We start from the raw sequence: 1453 nt of genomic DNA on the forward strand, positions 1-1453 counted from the left end.
ATCAATCAATTTAAAAATTTATCTTTGTTTTGTTCTTTCCATGCCTTATATTCTGATTGGTTTGTTATGTTATATCCATAATTTCCATAGATTTCGTAAAAGCAAATTTCATTACCCTCATTCTCAAATCTTACATAATAATCCTTATACTTATTTGTATCGTTTAAATCTGTAAAGTCTATATAAAAAATACCGCTTTCTCCAAAACTATTAGATAATATTAAATCAAAGCTGTTATATTCTTCCATAACTTCACTCGTGAAATTAAAATAATCATCAGTACTATATATGTTATCATTTCCCAGATAAGATTCATAAAAATCAGTTGGAACTCCATATACATACATATTTATATCTGTTGTCCAGCTAAAAAAATCTTCATAAAGAGCCACTGAAATTGCATAAATATCTGCTTTGCCTGTATAATGGGATACCTTTTTACTATGAGAATCTTCAGTATTAACAAATGGTTCATCAGAATATCCTATGCTACCAAAAATGAAACTATCCATTGTATCATAAAGTTCATTCATTTTGGTCATCCCTACAAATTTATTATCTTCAAAAATTGGTTGAGAATAATAAGAAGAAAAGAGATGTCCACTATATTTATGAAATTTAGTTCCATCTGGTTTCAATTTATTCTTCGCACCATCATCATTATTATTATCAGCATATGGGATGCTGTGTATTACATACGTATCATCGTGATACATTGGTATATAAAACGGTTTTAATTCATTGTTTTCATCGATATAATAATCTACTAACCTCCATCCATCTAATACATCTTGGTTTACAGTATTTATATCATCAGAATTAGTCTCATATATATAATTATCAGTTATTATTTCCGTTTCTATACTACTTTGCTTTTTTGTGCAAGCACTTGAGGATACGCCTACAACTAAGCACAATAACAGTACTACTTTCTTTTTCATATCACTCCTCGTTTAATAATATAATTTTGTATAAAACTTAGGGTTAACACCATCAAATGATGTCTTATGTGTTGTTTCATAGTTTTCTATGTATTCATATCCAGACTCATAAAAACTATCTCCCCTTTTTTGTCCAAAATCTAATACTGTTTCTTCTCCGTTATAATATGTTTTTCTTTAATAATATTATATTATTTTTTTAATTTCAACCACTTGGCTTTATTCCGTTAATTCTGGCCGTATTCCGTTATTTGAGGCCGAATTTCGTATCAATCAATTTAAAAATTTATCTTTGTTTTGTTCTTTCCATGCCTCATATTCTGATTGGTTTGTTATGTTATATCCATAACTTCCACTCACGTCATAATATTTTATAGTATTATCGTCATAATCTAATACCACATAATAATTCCAATACATTTCATCTGTATTTTCATCTGATAAGTCGATATAATACACTCCTGTATCTTTTATTCTTCTTGAACACACTTTATCAAATTCAGTGTAATTAT

At 27.9% G+C, this 1453-nt stretch carries 2 protein-coding genes; both read right to left on the reverse strand.

Going from position 1 to position 1453, the window contains the following annotated elements; all coding sequences use genetic code 11:
• Positions 1–5: 5 nt before the first annotated feature.
• A complete protein-coding gene (locus G600_RS0113045; RefSeq protein ID WP_027432285.1) occupies positions 6–941 on the reverse strand; it encodes a hypothetical protein in 936 nt (311 codons plus the stop codon).
• Between the two features lie 273 nt (positions 942–1214).
• On the reverse strand, positions 1215–1453 hold a 239-nt coding region (locus G600_RS15860; protein WP_034246605.1), incomplete at its 5' end, for a hypothetical protein.

This window comes from Lachnospira multipara ATCC 19207, assembly GCF_000424105.1.
Lineage (GTDB): Bacteria > Bacillota > Clostridia > Lachnospirales > Lachnospiraceae > Lachnospira > Lachnospira multipara.